14 protein-coding genes are annotated in these 17,868 nt (G+C 31.7%); 7 read left to right on the top strand and 7 right to left on the bottom strand.

The features are described 5' to 3' along the window. Window positions 1-6 precede the first annotated feature (6 nt). The 3 genes from ACY2IJ_RS05150 to purB all read right to left on the bottom strand — a co-directional run bounded on the left by ACY2IJ_RS05150 (window position 7) and on the right by purB (window position 3,461). Window positions 7-1,629 (bottom strand): M1 family metallopeptidase, encoded by a 1,623-nt coding sequence (locus ACY2IJ_RS05150; protein WP_476726083.1) that lies wholly within the window; start codon window positions 1,627-1,629, stop codon window positions 7-9. 113 nt (window positions 1,630-1,742) lie between these two features. Beyond that, entirely contained in the window at window positions 1,743-2,114 is a 372-nt protein-coding gene (locus ACY2IJ_RS05145) for a hypothetical protein (protein ID WP_476726082.1), read from the bottom strand. A 3-nt stretch (window positions 2,115-2,117) separates the two neighbouring features. After that, a complete protein-coding gene (purB, locus tag ACY2IJ_RS05140; protein ID WP_476726081.1) occupies window positions 2,118-3,461 on the bottom strand; it encodes an adenylosuccinate lyase in 1,344 nt (447 codons plus the stop codon). Between the two features lie 173 nt (window positions 3,462-3,634). Between purB and ACY2IJ_RS05135 the strand changes: the two genes are divergently transcribed. The 7 genes from ACY2IJ_RS05135 (at window position 3,635) to ACY2IJ_RS05105 (ending at window position 12,882) form a co-directional block, all read left to right on the top strand. Further along, complete coding sequence (locus ACY2IJ_RS05135) at window positions 3,635-4,789, top strand: toxin-antitoxin system YwqK family antitoxin (RefSeq protein WP_476726080.1); 1,155 nt, start codon at window positions 3,635-3,637, stop codon at window positions 4,787-4,789. 113 nt (window positions 4,790-4,902) lie between these two features. After that, the gene (mnmA, locus tag ACY2IJ_RS05130) at window positions 4,903-6,093 is read left to right on the top strand and encodes a tRNA 2-thiouridine(34) synthase MnmA (protein ID WP_476726079.1); all 1,191 of its coding nucleotides are present in this window, start codon (window positions 4,903-4,905) and stop codon (window positions 6,091-6,093) included. A 24-nt stretch (window positions 6,094-6,117) separates the two neighbouring features. Then, on the top strand, window positions 6,118-7,767 hold the full coding sequence (locus ACY2IJ_RS05125) for a S8 family serine peptidase (RefSeq protein ID WP_476726078.1): 1,650 nt from the start codon (window positions 6,118-6,120) through the stop codon (window positions 7,765-7,767). Continuing rightward, complete coding sequence (locus tag ACY2IJ_RS05120) at window positions 7,767-8,705, top strand: NAD(P)H-dependent flavin oxidoreductase (protein WP_476726077.1); 939 nt, start codon at window positions 7,767-7,769, stop codon at window positions 8,703-8,705. The genes ACY2IJ_RS05125 and ACY2IJ_RS05120 overlap by 1 nt, the downstream gene beginning before the upstream one ends. 5 nt (window positions 8,706-8,710) lie before the next feature. After that, window positions 8,711-9,184 (top strand): YehS family protein, encoded by a 474-nt coding sequence (locus ACY2IJ_RS05115; RefSeq protein ID WP_476726076.1) that lies wholly within the window; start codon window positions 8,711-8,713, stop codon window positions 9,182-9,184. Between the two features lie 15 nt (window positions 9,185-9,199). Beyond that, a complete protein-coding gene (locus tag ACY2IJ_RS05110) occupies window positions 9,200-9,715 on the top strand; it encodes a hypothetical protein (protein WP_476726075.1) in 516 nt (171 codons plus the stop codon). A gap of 80 nt (window positions 9,716-9,795) precedes the next feature. After that, a complete protein-coding gene (locus ACY2IJ_RS05105) occupies window positions 9,796-12,882 on the top strand; it encodes a beta-galactosidase (protein ID WP_476726074.1) in 3,087 nt (1,028 codons plus the stop codon). A 40-nt stretch (window positions 12,883-12,922) separates the two neighbouring features. Here the strand turns inward: ACY2IJ_RS05105 and ACY2IJ_RS05100 are convergent, their stop codons facing one another. Genes ACY2IJ_RS05100 through ACY2IJ_RS05085 form a run of 4 tightly spaced genes read right to left on the bottom strand, consistent with a single transcriptional unit; the run spans window position 12,923 to window position 17,867 of the window. Beyond that, window positions 12,923-14,245: a TolC family protein gene (locus ACY2IJ_RS05100; protein ID WP_476726073.1), complete on the bottom strand. Its 1,323-nt coding sequence runs from the start codon at window positions 14,243-14,245 to the stop codon at window positions 12,923-12,925. A gap of 4 nt (window positions 14,246-14,249) precedes the next feature. Then, complete coding sequence (locus ACY2IJ_RS05095; protein WP_476726072.1) at window positions 14,250-15,374, bottom strand: efflux RND transporter periplasmic adaptor subunit; 1,125 nt, start codon at window positions 15,372-15,374, stop codon at window positions 14,250-14,252. A gap of 27 nt (window positions 15,375-15,401) precedes the next feature. Then, a complete protein-coding gene (locus tag ACY2IJ_RS05090; RefSeq protein WP_476726071.1) occupies window positions 15,402-16,634 on the bottom strand; it encodes an ABC transporter permease in 1,233 nt (410 codons plus the stop codon). Between the two features lie 3 nt (window positions 16,635-16,637). Beyond that, complete coding sequence (locus ACY2IJ_RS05085) at window positions 16,638-17,867, bottom strand: ABC transporter permease (RefSeq protein WP_476726070.1); 1,230 nt, start codon at window positions 17,865-17,867, stop codon at window positions 16,638-16,640. Window position 17,868: the final 1 nt, after the last annotated feature.

Raw genomic sequence — 17,868 nt, 5'->3', positions numbered from 1 at the left:
GCTTTTTTAATGCTTATTTTTTTGAACATGGATGTAATAATTAAGATCTACCTTTAAATCGTCTAGCTTTCCTTTTATTCTTTGTTTGTTGTTTGTGTTAGGAGTAATCCAGAATTCTTTATTTTTTATATATACTTTAACGGGAATAGAAAAATGAGCGACTGTGTTTTTCCATTGGTAAGTAATTGAATTTCCATCTTGTTTTAAAACAAGTGTAGGAATTTTAGTGGTATGTAAATACTGGTTAAAAAAAGGTTTTAGGTTGATGGAAGTCTTAGAGTTTATAAACTCTATAATTTCTGATCCGCTAACAGTTTTGTGATAAAATGTTTGGTTCAAACCTGTTAAAATGCTTCTCCATAAAACATCATCATTTATAATTTGTCTAAGGGTATGGAGCATTAAACTCCCTTTAAAATACATATCTCCACTACCTTCATTGTGTACATTAAATTTCCCTATTATAGGTTTGTCATTTTTTACAAATGGTTTTAATCCTTGTACATATTCATTGGCTGCTTGTGTTCCGTAATAATAATCAATAAATAAACTTTCTGCATAGGTGGTAAAAGATTCATGGATCCATAAATCGGCAACATCTTTACAGGTAATGTTATTGGCAAACCATTCGTGACCAGATTCGTGTACAATAATATAATCAAACTCTAAGCCCCAAGGAGAAAGTCCCATTTTTTTTCCCAAATAGCCTTTTTTGTATTGGTTTCCGTAACCAATACAACTCTGATGCTCCATTCCTAAATAAGGAACTTCTACTAACTTGTATCCATCTTTATAAAAGGGATAAGGTCCCATCCAATGTTCAAAAGCTTTTAAGGTTTTGGCAACGTCTTTAAATTGAATTTTGGCTTTTAAGTAATTGGATGACAATACATAATAATCACAATTTAAATTTCCGTTTATTCCTTGATAGGTTTCATTAAAATGAGCATAATTAGCAATGTTTAAACTAATACCATAATCATTAATAGGGCTGTTAACCTCCCAAGTATAAGAACTCGTATTGTTTTTATTCCTAGTAATTCGGGTGCATGTTCCGTTAGATACATTGATTAGTGGAGTAGGACAGGTTACCGTTATTTCCATACGTTCTGCTTCATCTGCAGGATGATCTTTGCAAGGCCACCAAACACTAGAACCAATGGCTTGGTTGGCACTAGCTATAAAAGGGTTGTTGTGTGTGTCTTTACTCCATACAATACCGCCATCCCAAGGTGGATTTATGGCTTCTTTGGGTTTTCCATGATAGTAAATGGTTATGTTTTCTGTATTATTTGTTTGTTGATGTTTGGTAAGATGTACAAAATAACTAATTCTTTTTTTAGTATATGTAAGAGTTTTTTTTTGTTGAATAATGGAATCTATAACCAAAGGATCTTGCAGTTCAAACTGAAGCGTTTGGTATGGTTTTGTTACTTTATAGGTAATGGTATTGCTACCAGATATTGTTTTGGTTTCTGGAAATACAGAAATGTCTAACGTGTATTTTAACACATTCCACCAGGCTCTTTCTTTGGTAATACTTCCTCTTAAAGAGTCTTGTTGGGTAAAGTTATTCTGTGCTTGCAAGCCACAATAAAAAAAAACAAGTAAAAAAAACGGTTTGTACATAATTGTTTTTTGAGAATATTTTTTCTTTTAAAAAAGGATTAGGTATGCCTATAAATAAAAAAACAAGTTAAGAATTTCTTAGCTTGTTTTTGTTTTGTGTAGAAGTAAAAAAATTACTCTTTTATTTTATAGGTAATACCTTCTTGTTTAAAATGGCTTCCTAAATAAGATCCTTTAAATTTATAGTAATTGTCTTTAATAGCAGTAATTTTTACTACAAAAGGAATGCTATCTAACTTACTGGTAGGATTTACTTTTCTAAGTTCATATTCAAAACTAGATTTCCAATAAATATCAAAAGTGTCTACTTGATTTTTGTAGGTTTCTATTTGAAATTTATCTGTTCTATAAAAATTAGAACTGTCTTTACGCTCTCCTAAGTAAGTTTTAAAATGTCCGGTTTTAAAAAGCGTAACATCCGTTTTGTTTCCTGTGTTGCAAGAAATAAAAACGGATGTTAGTAAGATATATATTATAAATCTCATGAATTAGATTCCTGTATAGTTACTAGGAGTAATTACTTTTAACTCTGCTTTAATGTCATCAGAAACCTCTAATGTATCAATAAAATTAGCAATAGTATCTCCAGTAATTTTTTCGTTTACACGAGTCAAACCCTTTAAAGCTTCATATGGGTTTGGATAAGCCTCTCTACGTAAAATAGTTTGAATAGCTTCGGCTACAACAGCCCAATTGTTTTCTAAGTCGTTAGCAAAAGCATCACGATTAATTAACAATTTACCTAAACCTTTTAATGTAGAAGCAAAACCAATTAAAGTATGTCCAAAAGGAACACCTACATTTCTTAAAACAGTAGAATCTGTTAAATCACGCTGTAATCTAGACACAGGTAATTTTATTGCTAAGTGTTCAAAAATAGCATTTGCAATTCCTAAGTTTCCTTCAGAGTTTTCAAAATCAATAGGATTTACTTTGTGTGGCATTGCAGAAGAACCTACTTCTCCTTTTTTTATTTTTTGTTTAAAATAGTCGTTAGAAACATAAGTCCAAACATCTCTATCTAAATCAATAATAATAGTGTTTATTCTTTTAACAGCATCAAAAATAGCTGCCATATGGTCGTAATGTTCTATTTGGGTTGTTGGAAAAGAATGGTGTAATCCTAATTTGTTTTCAACAAAATCAGTTCCAAAAGATTTCCAGTCAATATTTGGGTACGCAACATGGTGAGCATTAAAGTTTCCTGTTGCTCCTCCAAATTTAGCTGCGTGTGGAATTTGTTTTAACAAGTTAACTTGTTGGTTAATTCGTTCTACAAAAACCATAATTTCTTTCCCCAAACGAGTAGGCGATGCAGGTTGTCCGTGTGTACGTGCCAACATAGATACATCTTTCCATTCGGTAGCCAATTCTTTTAACTTAGCAACTACTGCTTCTAATTCAGCATCGTATACTTCGTTAAACATATCTTTAATAGACAATGGAATTGCAGTGTTGTTAATGTCCTGAGAAGTCAATCCAAAATGGATAAACTCTTTAAACGGTTGCAAGTCTAAAGCATCAAACTTTTCTTTAATAAAGTATTCAACCGCTTTTACATCATGGTTGGTAACACTTTCAATATCTTTAATTTTTTGAGCATCGGCAGGAGTAAAGTTTGTATATACTTTTCTTAACTCAGCAAATAAGTCAGTGTTAAAGTCCTCTAATTGTGGTAAAGGAATTTCACACAAAGCAATAAAATACTCAATTTCAACTTTTACTCTATATTTAATTAATGCTTCTTCAGAATAATAAGCAGCTAAAGATTCTACTTTTCCTCTATATCTTCCATCAATAGGAGAGATGGCATTTAAATTGGATAAACTCATTTCTTTTTAAATATTTAAGCGACAAAAGTACATTAAAATAAGAAAAGTTAAAAGATGTTTTTTAGTATACTTTAAACTTTGTAATTTCAATTTTTTATTTTGATAAAATACTAGATGAACACTCGTCTAATCCATCATTAATAATTAGGTATAAACCTTTAATTTTTATTTAAATGAAGCTAAAAACAACTTTCTTTTTACTGTTTTTGTTGCCGTTTGTAATTTTTGCTCAAAAAATCAATCAGTTTGATGCACAAGGAAATAGACATGGTTATTGGGAAAAAAGATACGATTCAGGTAGAATTAGATATTCAGGAAAGTTCAATCATGGTAAAGAAGTAGGAATTTTTTATTTCTATGAAAATAAAATCATCAACAATTACCCTGCAATAAAAAAAATATTCAATTCCAATTCAAACATTGCAGATGTAATTTTTTACGACATTAATGGAACTTTGCAAAGCGATGGGCAAATGTTAGGTAAAAAACGCATTGGGCTTTGGAAATATTATGATACAAAAGGAAATATAATTCTAACAGAAGAATACCAAGAGGGTGTTTTACATGGAAAAAGAATTGTGTTTTTTAAAAACGGAAACAAAGCAGAGGAGAGTGAATACATAAACGGAAAACTAGATGGAGTTTCTACAAGATATTCTCAAAAAGGTGTAGTGTTGCACGAAATGACCTATGAAAACGGACTGTTACACGGACGTACCAAATTCTACGAAACCAATGGAGATATAAAAGAAACAGGACTGTATTATAAAGATTACAAAGTAGGAAAGTGGGATTTTTATATAAAAGGAGAATACATGGGCTATAAAGTGCCTAACAAACAAAGATTACACCCTACAAACGAAGATATTTTAGCTAATATAGAAGGTAAAAAAGAAAAAAAGAGAGTATATCCTAAATTGTCTGATGAAGATATTTTAGAAAATATAGAAAGGAAAAGAGAAAAAGAACCAAGTTATCAACCTTTATCTGATGAAGAAATACTAAAAAACATCAAAGGAAAAAAAGGAGAGAAAAAAACATACTCTAAAATAAGCGATGATGCTATTTTAGAAAGTATTGCATCTAAAATGGATGATAAAATTAAAGAATACAAAAGATTAGATGATGCACTTATTTTAAGAAACATAAAGTTAAAACAAGCACAAGAAGAAAAAAACAAAATAAGAAAGTTAACAGACGAAGAAATTTTGCAAAACATAGAAAAAAAACAACAAAAAGAAACAGAGTTGTTGCAAGAAACAAAATTGTCTGACGAACAAATTCTGGAAAATATAAGAAGAAAAAAAGCAACTTCTAAAAAAGAATAAATATCAAAAATAAAGGAGTTCATCCATAAAGATGAGCTCCTTTGTTTTTGAACATGTGTTAAGAATGCTAACTCTTATTTTTATACTATCTTTGTACTCTCAATTTTTTGAATATGAAACGTGTAGTAGTTGGACTTTCAGGAGGGGTAGATAGCAGTGTGTCTGCATATTTATTACAGCAACAAGGATATGAAGTGATTGGTTTGTTTATGAAAAACTGGCACGATGATTCTGTAACTATTTCTAACGAATGCCCTTGGCTAGAAGATAGTAATGATGCCATGCTTGTAGCAGAAAAATTAGGAATTCCTTTTCAAGTAGTAGATTTAAGTAAGGAATACCAAGAACGTATTGTAGATTATATGTTTAATGAATACGAACGTGGTAGAACACCCAATCCGGATGTACTTTGTAATAGAGAAATTAAGTTTGATGTGTTTATGAAAATAGCATTAGATTTAGGTGCCGATTATGTAGCTACAGGTCATTATTGTCGTAGAGGAGTTGTTCAAAACTCTGACGGAAAAGAAGTATATCAATTAAAAGCAGGAGTAGATAACAACAAAGATCAATCTTATTTTTTATGCCAATTGTCACAAGAGCAATTGTCTAAAGCTTTGTTTCCTGTGGGAGAATTAACCAAGCCAGAAGTAAGAGAAATTGCTAAAGAATTAGATTTGGTTACTGCAGATAAAAAAGACTCACAAGGATTGTGTTTTATAGGTAAAGTGAGATTGCCCGAATTTTTACAGCAAAAATTACAACCTAAAGAAGGAGTAATTGTACAAGTTGCCAAAGATTATGAAACCTATAAAAGAGAAATTCCAACGTTTGCAAATAAAGAAGAAGAATTGGCTTTTTATAGTCAAAAATACAGTTACACCATACACAGTGGAAAAACAGTAGCCAAACATCAAGGAGCTCATTATTTTACCAAAGGACAGCGTAAAGGTTTGGCTGTGGGGGGAACCCAAGAACCTTTGTTTGTAATAGAAACCGATGTTAAAGAAAATGTGATTTATGCAGGAGAAGGAAAACAACATCCTGGTTTGTACAGAAAAGTATTGTTTGTAAGCAATACAGAATTGCATTGGATTCGAGAAGATTTAGCTTTGAAAAGTGGAGAATCTATGGAGGTTTCAGCAAGAATTCGTTACCGTCAACCTTTAGAAAAAGCTACATTGTACCAAACGGAAGGGGGAATGTATGTTGAGTTTGAAAATCCACAATCGGCCATACAAGAAGGACAATTTGTAGCCTGGCATTTAGAAGATGAACTTTTAGGATCGGGAGTAATTGCTTAATTTTAAGAAGTAAAATAAATCTAGATGAAAAAGTTTGTGTTTTTGATATTTCTATACGCGGGCTTTGTTCAAGCTCAGCAAGAAGTTCAAGAACACGCTTGGGTGTATTTTAAAAATAAACCCGATGCTGTTTATTTTTTACAAGCACCTCATTTAATGCTAACTCAAAAAGCATTAGATAGAAGAAATAAGCAAGGCATTGCGGTAAATGAACAAGATGTTCCTTTGTGCCCAGACTATGTTTCATCCGTAGCTACTAGTTCAGGAATTACAGTAAAGGCAAGATCTAAATGGTTAAATGCAGTACATGTATTAGGGACAACATCGGCAATATCCAATCTGCAAAATTTAACAGGAGTAGATCGTATTCAATTCGCGAATAAAAATGAGATTCGGTCATCTACTACTGTTTCTCAACAAAAAAAATCAAAAATAAATAAGGAAAAAACAATAGCTAATTATAATTATGGAAACGCAACCAACCAAACAAGTATGTTGGGAGTAGAGGCTTTTCATGCATCGGGTTTTGATGGAAGTAATATAGAAATAGCCATTATGGATAGTGGTTTTTTTGGAACAGATACAGCAGGTGCTTTTCATCATTTGGTAGATGGAGATTCTAGCAACGGAGAAATATTGGGAGGACATAATTATGTAAATAATACTACAGATTTTTACGCTCAAACAGGTTCTACACACGGAACAAAAGTATTGTCAACCATAGCAGGAATAATTGACAATCAATTTATAGGAACAGCACCCAAAGCAAGTTTTTATTTGTTTGTAACAGAAGATGTTGCTCATGAAACTCCTTTAGAAGAAAGTTTGTGGGTACAAGCTGCTGAAAAAGCAGATAGTTTAGGGGTAGATATTTTAAATACATCATTAGGGTATAGTGAGTTTGATGAAAGCAAATACAATTATACCTATGCTGATATGGATGGAAAAACAAGTTTTATTTCTAGAGGAGCTAGCATTGCTGCTCAAAAAGGAATGATAGTGGTAAATTCTGCAGGAAATTCAGGAAACGATTCCTGGAAATATATTACAGCCCCAGCAGATGCTGATGGAGTAATTTCTGTAGGAGCTGTAAACGAAAATGAAACGATAACTACTTTTTCTTCTTATGGCCCCACAGCAGACAATAGAATAAAGCCAGAAACTTTAGCACAAGGAGGAAACGTGTTTGTAGTAGATGAAAACAATACTGTAGTCGCTAGCAATGGTACTTCTTTTTCGGGACCTATTATAGCAGGAGTTTCAGCTTGTTTGTGGCAGGCTTTTCCAAGCAAAACAAGTTTAGAAATTCGTCAAATGATCATGGAAAACTCAGATGATTATTTGCATCCAACCGCTCAAGGAGGTTATGGAATTTTAAGAGTAGGGCATTTGTCACAACAATTATCTTTAATACCTGTAGAAAACACAAACAAAGTTCCTTTTGATATTTTGTTTTTTAAGAATTCAGAAAGTATTCAGTTTCAATTTTATGAACCACAAACCGAAACTTTAAAAATTGAACTTTTTTCTATAACAGGTCGTGTTTTAGCACGCAAAGAAATAAAAGAAACTAATAATAAGGTGGATCTTAGTAGTTATGCTAACGGACTTTATTATTTAAAATATTATTATCAAGGGAAACATCAGTTAATAACTTTATATAAGATTGATTAATGCAAAACAATAGAATTACAGAGTTATTTGGTATAAAATATTCCATTATACAAGGTGGAATGGTTTGGGTAAGCGGTTACAAATTAGCATCGGCTGTTAGCAATGCAGGAGGTTTAGGTTTAATAGGTGCAGGTTCTATGTATCCTGATGTTTTTAGAGAACACATTCAAAAGTGTAAAAAAGCTACAGACAAACCTTTTGGAGTAAACCTTCCGTTAATTTATCCTGATATTGATAAAATGGTAGATATTGTGATAGAAGAAGGTGTAACAATTGTTTTTACATCGGCAGGAAACCCTAACACCTGGGCAGCCAAATTAAAAGCGCATGGAATTACAGTTGTGCATGTAGTTAGCAGTATAAAATTTGCTTTAAAAGCTCAACAAGCTGGAGTAGATGCTGTAGTTGCCGAAGGTTTTGAGGCAGGAGGACACAATGGTAGAGAAGAAACGACTACTTTTACTCTAATTCCAATGGTAAAAGAACAAATTAGTATACCGTTAATTGCTGCTGGTGGAATTGCAAGTGGTAGAGGGATTTTAGCCGCTGAGGTTTTAGGTGCCGATGGTGTTCAAATAGGGAGTCGTTTTGCAGTAAGCGAAGAATCATCAGCACATATAAAATTCAAAAAACTAATTACAGAATTGCAAGATGGTACAACACAATTAACCTTTAAAGAATTGGCACCTGTAAGAATTGTAAAAAACAAGTATTATCAAAAACTGATAGATCTATATAAAACACATCCAACAAAAGAAACTTTGCAGGTTTTTTATGACAATGCAAAATTAAAAACAGGAATTTTTGAAGGAGATGTTGAAAACGGAAAGTTAGAAATAGGTCAAATAGCTGGTTTAATTCACCAAGTACAACCTATAAAAGAAATTATGTTTGATATGGTAACAGAATATCAAAACGTAAAAAAACAATTAAATTAAAAAAAATGACAAATAACGATGTGTTTAGAAGGTTAAAATATGCCTTTAATTACAATCCAGAAAAGGTGATTTTACTATTTAACCATGTAGGAATTAAAGTAGAAAGAGAGCAGGTTTCTAAGTGGTTAGAAAAAGATACCGAAGAAAAACAAAACTTGTCTTTGTCCGATGAGCAATTTGCCAATTTTTTAAATGGGATGATTATTGAAAACCGAGGAAAAAAAGACGGACAAATTCCGATAGCAGAAAAAGAAATAAATAATAATATTATATTTAGAAAATTAAGAATTGCCTTAAACTTAAAAGATACAGATATTTTAGCGTTGTTAAAGTTGGCAGGATTAAATTTTGGAAAATCAGAATTGTCTGCTTTTTTTAGAAAACCAGGACATCAACATTACAAACAGTGTCAAGATCAAGTGCTGCGTAACTTTTTAAATGGGCTTTTTTTAAAGAACAATCCCAATCCTAAAAAATAAAAAAGTTCAAACACAATGAAAAAATTTCTTTTTACAATCAGCCTTCTTTTAACAATTAACATTCCTTTGTATGCCCTGTCTCCTGAACCTAAAAACTGTCAGGAATTATTAGCCATAAATTTTGAAAACAAATCAATAAAAGGATATGAGCCGGCTGTGTTAGATAAAAGAAATAAGGTGTTAATGATTCCAAAACGCTTAAAAACTGCAGCAGTAAGTACAGTTTATAAAGGGGAAAAGCAAAGTGTTTATTTATGGTTACATACATTACAAGAAACAGATGGAGAATCTACTTATTGTGTAAAAATAAATGGAAAACAAATAGGAAAGGTGGTAAATACTAGAATTTATAACACAATAATTAAAGATTACACTTTAGAGGCACATCCTATAAATTCCAAAAAAATAACCCTTAATAAAGGAGATGTAATTCAAGTAGAATTTACCAATGCCACCAATGGTTTTGTGCCAGAAGGAACTTTAACAGCCACGGCAAGAGGTAGATGGAAATCTTTACAACTATGTAAATAGTTTATTCACAAGCACAAAGTATGTACATTTAAGAAATCAACTGTTTTAAATTCATTTTATTTTTGAAAAAAACAGTCCTAATGGTTTTAAAATTACTAAAGCAATTTTTTTTCAATTTTGTCTATTTACTAGTTCCTATCAGTTTGTATTCTCAAACTATAGAAGAAACAGCACAAGCAAAAATTACAGAATTAAATACATTAATTACCCAAGCAGAAGCGAATGGGATTCAAACACTAGCCGAAAAAACAACGGTAAGAACTGCCGAAATATTTTTAGATTATGCCAATTGGGATGAAGCCAATATAACTATGAATACAGATTTGTTTGCTATGGTAACAGCCTATAAAAACAACGCATCTGAAATGGCAAATTTATTACCCAATTTTGAGAGAAATGATGTAATTGCAATGTTAGATGAATCTATTGATTTTTTAACCAAACTCATCAACAAAGAATATACAAGAAGCACTGCACCTGCTATAGACTGGACTCAAGTAAACCACACCAATGATCAGTTAACGTTTAATGGAAAACCTGTGTTTGTGGCAGATTATACCTGGAAACCAAGAACAGATTTGCTAACAGAATACCACGGAAATCAAGATGGATTTTTTTTAACACCTTCATATGTTACCGATGAAAATGGAACGATAAAGTCATATATTTTGAATGATTTAAGTGCTAAAGAATCGGGTGCTTTAGGATTTATATTTTTAAATAATAAAAATGTTCCTGCATGGTCAAAAGCCAAATATGGTGAAAATTTTGAAATGCGTACGGATACCTATACAGGATATGATATTGATCATCCTGGAGCCAAAGAAATGATGGGGCTTTTAATAGCAGGAACAGTTCCTTATATGGCTCATCAAAAATATTCAGAATTAGGATACATGTTGTGTAACGAGCCTCACTTTTTTACTCAGAAAACAGGCGATAAATTAGCATGGGCATCGGGGCCTGTATCAAATTATACAATTGATAAATTTAAAACTTGGCTAGCAACTAAACACACAACTATTGCTAGATTAAATACCTTATGGGGAACAAGTTTTACGTCTTTTAACAATGTTGCTATAGAAATTCCTATAGACACAAGTCTTAAAGGTTCTGCCATGTGGTACGATTGGGCTTTGTTTAATATGCATAGAGTTACAGAATGGTATCAGTTCTTAAAAACAGAAATTAGAAAATATGATGATGATGCCAAGGTGCATTTAAAAATTATGCCCAATTTATGGACAGAAAATCAAAGAATACATGGAATTGATTTTGAAGCTTTGACCGAAATAAGTGCCATTGTAGGGAACGACTCAGGAGCAGATTATACACATATGTGGAAGAATAATTTAGAGTGGCAAGAGCATTATGGTTTTGATTGGAGAGAACTTTGCATGGGATACGATTTTATGAAATCAATAGCTCCAAATAAAATAAATTACAATACAGAACTACATTATTTATCTACCGGTAGGTCTAGAGATTTGTACATGAAGCCTGCATATGCCAGAGCTACCTTTTGGATAGCACATACTTTAGGATTAACAGCAAGTCAAACATGGTTTTGGGCAAGAAGAGAAGATGGTTCTCCAAGAAATGGTTTGGCAGTAGGAAATGGATATGCTGGGTCAAACAATCATCAGCCTAGAGTAACTAATGAGGTTGCTTTAACCATGTTAGATTTAAATACACACTCAGATATCATCATGAAAATGCAAAGGCAAAGAAAGCCAATTCGCATATTTTATTCAAAAACATCAGCAATTAACAAAGAATCACATATGGATGATTTGTTTCATTTGTATGAAAAATTACATTTTGAAGGAGTTCCAATTGGTTTTGTAACCAAAAATGTACTTAACAATCAGGATAATTCTTTGTGGGATGTAGTGTTAGTGCATAAAAATCAGTTCATCACTCCAGAGGAACAAGCAAGCTTACAAGCCTATTTAGATAATGGAGGAACCATTATTACGGATGCTATTAGTTTAACAACAAATGAATATGGAGAATCTACCATTCCTGCATTAAATACAAATAATGGTGGAATGTTACTTACCGCTTCATCTCTGTCAGATTATCAAACAAAAGCTTTTACTATTTTAGATTCAAAAAATAACTTGCCAGAGGTTGTTGTAACAGAAAGTAACGAAAGTAATGTTAAAACCTGTGTTTGGAAAACGGTAAAAAATAACAAAGGAAATTTGGTTTTATCTATTGTAAATTTAGGAAAAATCAATTCAAACATATCTATAGCGCTTAAAAATGTACAAGGGCAAACCCAAATGTTAGATTTGTTAAAAGGAATTCCGGTACAAACCAACAAAGTATTAAAACCTTATGAAATGCTGTTTGTAGAACTTACAGATTCTGCTTTAACGCAAAGTATTTTACCCAAAAATCCGTATGGTTTTGAAAACACTAATGTGTTTTGGTCTAGTGGAGGGCATGACGTTACTGTGGCTGGGAATATTGTAGAAGCTTGGACACAAAATGAAGGGTTTGTTCAAACACCTGATAGGGCTAAAGAAGGAACATATAGTATGATGTGTGATTTGGTTGCTACAAAAGGAAATAATCCCAAACTACAAACGTGGAGAACAAACACAAATAAAGAACATGAATTTACTACAGAAGTAGCAAATTACGATGTAAAAATGTGGGTGTATTTAGAAGGAGATACACCTAATGGGGTAAGACTTACTTTAGATAGTCAAGCAGCCAAACCCCAAGCTAATTTTGATTTAAGAAACATAGCCAAAAATCAATGGGTACAAGTTGAAGCTACTGAGAAGTTGGTTTCTTCAGAGGCTATAGAAAATAACTGGTTTTCTTTTATTATGACAGGGCTAAATACAGCTCCAAGTGCAGGGAGTAAAATTTATTTTGATGAAATTACCATTCAAAAATCCGATTCTTTATCTGCAACAGACCCTGTAGGGTTAAAGAATGTAGAAATTACATCAGAAGGAAGAAAAATACGTATACTAGCTCCTTTAAATAGTACTGTTTTGGTGACCAATATTTCTGGAACAGTAGTATATCATCAGCAAAATTTAACGCAAAAGCAAATACACACACCTTTGCTTAGTACAGGGATTTATGTTGTAAAAGTGGTAAGTAAAGGTAAATCTACACTAAAAAAAGTATGGGTAGCTATATAATTACTTACTAGCAAGTTTGGGAGTATTGTATAAAAATGGGTTATAGATTGATAGGAACTCCAAAATAGAATTCCAATACTTTAAGTTTAAAAATATAATCATATTTAGCTTTAATGACTTCTGTTTCGGCATTTACATAACTAGTTTTACTTTGGTTAAATGTAAATGAATCTAATGCTCCAACATTAAATTTTTCGGTAGCATAGTCATAAGCAAGTTTTCTAGCATCTAAAGCCTTTATGCTTGCTTCATAGGTTTTTAAAGCTCCTTTGGTATCATTAAAAGCTTGGTATACTTTATCTCTTAAATCAAACTGAGTTTGTTTTAAATTTAGTTGTGCTTGTTCTAATTGTAATCTAGATTTTTTAACTGCATTTTTTGTTTGAAATCTATTAAAAATAGGAATGCTTAAACTCAAACCAAAAGAATGTCCTTTGTTGTTGTTTATTTGAGTTTTAAAATCAGGAGAATTAAATAATTCCGATGTAAAATAACTTGTATTAAAACCATAAGAACCGCTTAGTGTTGGTTGATATGCTCCTTTGGAAATTTTTATATCATTTTCTGCAATTTCAATCGCAACTTCCGATAGTTTAATGTCGTTTCTTACCGTTAAAGATTGTTTGTAAATAGCTTGTGGACTGTTAGAGGTAATGTTTGTAGGAATTAATTCGTAAGTATCATCAGCAATATCAAAAGCATCAAAATCTTTTAGTACTAATAAATTAAATAAACTTAGTTTAGAAATTAGAATATTGTTTTCCATGTTTACAATAGCCTTTTCTTGATCGGCCAGTGTTGCTTCTATTTCTAAAATATCTCCTTTAGGTTTTCTACCAGCTTTTACCAATTCTTTGGTTCTTTCCACTTCTTTAACGCTTAGTTCTTGTTGAGTTTTTAAGGCTTTAAGAGATTCTTTGTTGAATAAAATTTGTAGAAAAGCATTGCATACATTTAGAGAAATATTATCCTTCATATCATCTAACTGATATTGTTTAGATAACAAGTTTAAGTTGGATTTATGTAGTTGTTTTATGTTTCTCATTCCATCATACAAAGTAATATTAGAACTTACACCAAACCCAGTGCTTTGTGTGGTGGCAACTACGTTTGTATTGGTAATAGGGTCTGTGTTTAAACCTGTTCTCCAAGAATGATTGATATTGGCATTTAAGTTTGGTAAAAAGTTTCCTTTTGAGGTTGATACATCAATTTTAGCAGTTTCTATTTCTAGTTCAGATTTTTGAATGGCAATGTTGTTTTCCAATGCATAAGCCACACATTCTTTTAACGTCCATTTTTTGGTTTGAGCGTTGCTAAGACAAGTATATAGAATAAGGGTGAGTAATAATTTTGTTTTCATGTGCTTATTTTTTCTTTTTAGAATAGTCAGACTCTTTTCCAGTTACCTGATTCCAAACTTTAATTTTATCATCCTTAGAAATGCCTTCTGTAATTTCTACATTAATTCCATCAGAAATTCCTAGAACTACCTCTTTACGTTCAAATGCTTGATTTTCGGTTTCTATTTCTAAGTAAGGTTTTTCTGTTTTTCTATCGTATTGAATTAAAGATTCTTTTACGGCTAAAATGTTTTCTTTTTTATCTAAAATTAAAGCCGCATTGGCACTGTAACCTGCTCTAATAGTTACATTATCTGATAAGTCTAAACTAGCTTTTATTTTAAATAACACAGCACCTTGTTCGTCTACTCCTTTTGGAGCAATAAAAGTTAAGTTGGCTTTAAATTTTTGAGTGTCAATAGCACCAATAGTAACTTCTAAAGTGGTATTTTCTTTTAACTTTCCTACTTCGGCTTCATCAACTTTTCCTTCAAAAATCATTTTCTTTAAATCGGCAATAAAAGCAATAGTAGTACCTGCGTTAAAGTTGTTACTTTCTATTACTTGATCTCCTTGTTTTACAGGAATTTCCAAAATAGTTCCAGAAATGGTTGCTCTAATGTTGGTGTTTGCAGACGAAGATCCGTTTGCAGATCCTAACTTTATAATTTGATAGTCTTTTTTTGCATTTTCTAAATCTTGCTTAGCTTGATTGTATTGTAGTTCAGCAGTATTAAATTCTTGAGTAGCAATAATTCCTTTGTTAAATAACTGTTTGTTTCGGTTGTATTCTTTGGTAATGTTTTCCAAACTAAGTTTGGCGTTTATAACTCTACCGTTGGCACTGTTTAAAGACTGCTCGTTGGGAACAACTTTAATTTTAGCAATTAAATCTCCTTCTTTAACATACTTACCTTCTTCCACAAAAATTTGTTCAATAATTCCAGATATTTGAGGTTTAATTTCCACTTCATCTTCTGGAATAACGGTTCCTGTAGCTACCGATTTTTTTTCGATAGTGGTGATAAAAGGAGTTTCTGTTTTAAATTCTACGGCAGATTTACTATTCTTATCTATAAAATATTTGATAACGAAACCGAATGCTCCTAGTAAGGCTAGAATGAAGATGATTCTGATTGTTTTTTTCATGGCTTTGTATGTATGTAATTTCTTTTGTTAACTGTTTAATGCTTCTATTGGATTTACTTGCGTGGCTTTGGTTGCAGGTATTAACCCAATTAGGGTTCCTAAAATCACTAAAATTCCTACGGATACAAATATAGTAGGAATGGATACAGATGGATTTACTAAAACTGCATCTTCTCCTTGTCCCCATATTTTATCAATAACCATTAAGACCAATCCTCCTCCAAAAATTCCCAAAAAACCAGCAACTAAGGCAAGTGTTACAGCTTCTAGTATTATTTGTCTTTTAATCATTAATGGGGTTGCTCCAATAGCTCTTCTTATTCCAATTTCTTTGGTACGTTCTTTAACCGTGATTAATAAAATATTTCCAATAGCAAATACTCCAGCAATTAGTGTTGCAATTCCTACAAACCAGGTTAAAAATTGCATTCCGGTTAAGAAACCATTCATTTTTTCAAATTCTTTTCCAAGGTTAAAACCACCAATAGCACGTGTATCTTGTGGATGAATGTTGTGTAGGTTTTTAAGTAATAGTTTGGTGTCTATTTCTACTTGTTTAATATCACTATCGCTTTTACCTGTCACCATCATCATTCCAATATCTTGACCTGTATTGTAAATTTGTTGAAAGGTTGTAAATGGAATGTGAATATCGGAAGTCATTCCAATATTTCCGTTTTTAAAAACTCCAATTACAATAAAATTTATTTGATTGAGTTCTAGGTTTTCTCCTATAGGGTTTTCTTTTTTATCAAAGTATTGTTTGTAAATTTCCTCGGAAATAACAATTACTTTTCTCTTTTCTGTAATATCTGTTTGGTTAATGAATCTACCTAGGGTAAGATTTTTTTTCTGCACTTTATCTAGCACTGGAAAATCTCCATTAATAGTAAAATCTCCCGATTGAAAATTTCTAATAATGGTACCGTTTCTTCTATTTCTAGGAACTACAAATTCAATTCCGTTAATTTCTTTTTGAATGCTTTCAACATCATTTAAATTTAAGAGTATTCTTTTTCCTTTTTGAAAACCTTGAAAAGCCTTTTCTGTGGACTGGCCCCAAATAAAAACACTATTGGTAGCAAAATCTCCAAACAATCTGTTAAAAGAATTTTCCATTCCTCTTGCACATCCTAATAGCGTAACTAACAAGAAAATTCCCCAAGTAACTCCAATAACCGTAATAAAGGTTCGCATTTTGTTTTTGCGAACACTCTCGTATATTTCCTGCCAGGTATCTCTTTCAAATAAAAACTTCATAAGTTATTCGTCTCTTAGTGCTACAATGGGTTTTATTCTAGAAGCCCTTTTGGCAGGTACATAACCTGCTATACAACCAGAAATAACCAAGGTAATCATAGCTCCTATAATAATAGAACTATCTACACTTGGATCTGTAATAAAATATTTTTCTAAACTGTTTCCTATTAATTTTACGGAGCCAAGACCTATTAAAATTCCAACATAACCCGCAATAGAGGTAATGGTAATAGATTCTAATAAAATTAAAGCTACAATAGATTTTGGAGAAGCCCCTAGTACTTTTCTAACTCCTAGCTCTTTTGTACGTTCACTAACCACATAAATCATAATGTTGCTAATTCCTACAATTCCAGCAATTAGAGTTCCAAAGCCAATAAAAAAGATTAATACAGTTAAAACCATCATCATCATGTTGGTTTTTTTAACAGATTCAGCAACGTTTCGTACCCTAATAGCACTTTGATCGTTTGGAGAAATAACCAGTAATTCTTTTAATTGAGTCTGTAACGATTCGCTAAAAGCCACTATCTCTGGGTAGCTCATGTTTTTATTGTAGGTTAAAGATATTTGATTGACATAATCGTTATTAGCATATAAGGTTTGGGCTGTACTTAATGGAATGTAAATGATTCTTTCGGCATTGTCATCTCCTTCTTTGCTAAAAACTCCCACAACCTTAAAATTAATGCCTTGTAGGTTGATGTATTTTCCAATGGCATTTTTGGTTTTAAATAAATCGTTTTTAACCAATTGCCCTATAACAGCTGTTTTTTTGTTTTGATGAATGTCGCTAACGTTTATAAAACGGCCTTCACTTAATTTATAGGTATCAATAAATTGATCATCGGGCAAGACTGCATTTATAGCATAGTTGTTTTTGTAATGCTGATAACTAACATTAAAATTCTTATTTATTTTAGAAGATAAGTAATCAACTTTGTTTCCATTAATATCTTTAATTGCTTTAGTTTCTTTGTTGCTTAAATGTATTTTTCTTCCTGATTTTTTTCCTTTGTAAGGAATAGAAGTTTTACCAGAATAAATATGAATTGCGTTTGGAGTGTTGTTTACAAAAAAACTAGAAAATGTATTTTGGAGTCCGTTTGAAATTCCAAATAGTAGCGTGAATATTAGAATGGCAAAAGTAATGGTAAAACCAGAAAGGATACTTCTTAATTTGTTTTTACGAATGCTTTGGAAAATTTCGGACCATAAATCTCTATCAAACATA

It is taken from the genome of Wenyingzhuangia gracilariae (assembly GCF_056387575.1).
This window is presented reverse-complemented; position numbering and strand designations above follow the sequence as displayed.

Coding starts and splice junctions, on each gene's coding strand:
- ACY2IJ_RS05150 (WP_476726083.1), bottom strand. CDS start 1,629: ATGTACAAACCGTTTTTTTTACTTGTTTTTTTTTATTGTGGCTTGCAA.
- ACY2IJ_RS05145 (WP_476726082.1), bottom strand. CDS start 2,114: ATGAGATTTATAATATATATCTTACTAACATCCGTTTTTATTTCTTGC.
- purB (WP_476726081.1), bottom strand. CDS start 3,461: ATGAGTTTATCCAATTTAAATGCCATCTCTCCTATTGATGGAAGATAT.
- ACY2IJ_RS05135 (WP_476726080.1), top strand. CDS start 3,635: ATGAAGCTAAAAACAACTTTCTTTTTACTGTTTTTGTTGCCGTTTGTA.
- mnmA (WP_476726079.1), top strand. CDS start 4,903: ATGAAACGTGTAGTAGTTGGACTTTCAGGAGGGGTAGATAGCAGTGTG.
- ACY2IJ_RS05125 (WP_476726078.1), top strand. CDS start 6,118: ATGAAAAAGTTTGTGTTTTTGATATTTCTATACGCGGGCTTTGTTCAA.
- ACY2IJ_RS05120 (WP_476726077.1), top strand. CDS start 7,767: ATGCAAAACAATAGAATTACAGAGTTATTTGGTATAAAATATTCCATT.
- ACY2IJ_RS05115 (WP_476726076.1), top strand. CDS start 8,711: ATGACAAATAACGATGTGTTTAGAAGGTTAAAATATGCCTTTAATTAC.
- ACY2IJ_RS05110 (WP_476726075.1), top strand. CDS start 9,200: ATGAAAAAATTTCTTTTTACAATCAGCCTTCTTTTAACAATTAACATT.
- ACY2IJ_RS05105 (WP_476726074.1), top strand. CDS start 9,796: ATGGTTTTAAAATTACTAAAGCAATTTTTTTTCAATTTTGTCTATTTA.
- ACY2IJ_RS05100 (WP_476726073.1), bottom strand. CDS start 14,245: ATGAAAACAAAATTATTACTCACCCTTATTCTATATACTTGTCTTAGC.
- ACY2IJ_RS05095 (WP_476726072.1), bottom strand. CDS start 15,374: ATGAAAAAAACAATCAGAATCATCTTCATTCTAGCCTTACTAGGAGCA.
- ACY2IJ_RS05090 (WP_476726071.1), bottom strand. CDS start 16,634: ATGAAGTTTTTATTTGAAAGAGATACCTGGCAGGAAATATACGAGAGT.
- ACY2IJ_RS05085 (WP_476726070.1), bottom strand. CDS start 17,867: ATGTTTGATAGAGATTTATGGTCCGAAATTTTCCAAAGCATTCGTAAA.